This window comes from Brevibacillus sp. MCWH (genome assembly GCF_013096935.1).
Classification (GTDB): domain Bacteria; phylum Bacillota; class Bacilli; order Brevibacillales; family Brevibacillaceae; genus Brevibacillus; species Brevibacillus aydinogluensis.
The window spans coordinates 1-506 of the sequence record NZ_SDLF01000122.1 but is presented as its reverse complement, the minus strand read 5'-3'; the positions used below and the strand labels follow the sequence as shown (position 1 = coordinate 506).

Here is a 506-nt window from a genome sequence, read left to right as displayed (position 1 = left end):
TACCACCATCCAACGTGTTTGTAACTCCTTCTCAATGGATTTACAGCGAGTTGAAATACTTCTTAAATCGTGAGATTGATACACTCAAAGAGAAATTAAAAACTAACGACATTATGTTCGTCGTTTACGGAAACCCAGCAGTAGTGACATTGATTCAAGACGATGTTAAATGGGTAATTGACGAAGATACAAAAATCGGTGGTATTCAATTAGACTACCGTTTCGGTGTAATGACAGCTAATAAAAACCGTATCCACGTGGTATCTACTATGAAAGTTCCACGTGAAAAAGGATTGCGTATCGTAGCATTCCCTCTAAGCAAAGAGGTTATTACGTTTAAGCATTATAAATACAGCTTAAATATCGAGAACATTTATCGTAACCCTAATACACCATTAACTCCTAACATCATGGGAACAAGCCGTTACTTGACAACTGAATTGTTACCTGTTCAAGGTGAATTTATTGTTAAGAATGCTGAATTCGGTCGTAAGACACTTTAATAT

1 protein-coding gene is annotated in these 506 nt (G+C 36.2%); it reads left to right on the top strand.

Going from position 1 to position 506, the window contains the following annotated elements:
* A partial coding sequence (locus tag ETC00_RS19675; RefSeq protein ID WP_171567729.1) for a hypothetical protein occupies positions 1 to 503 on the top strand: 503 nt, incomplete at its 5' end.
* Positions 504 to 506: the final 3 nt, after the last annotated feature.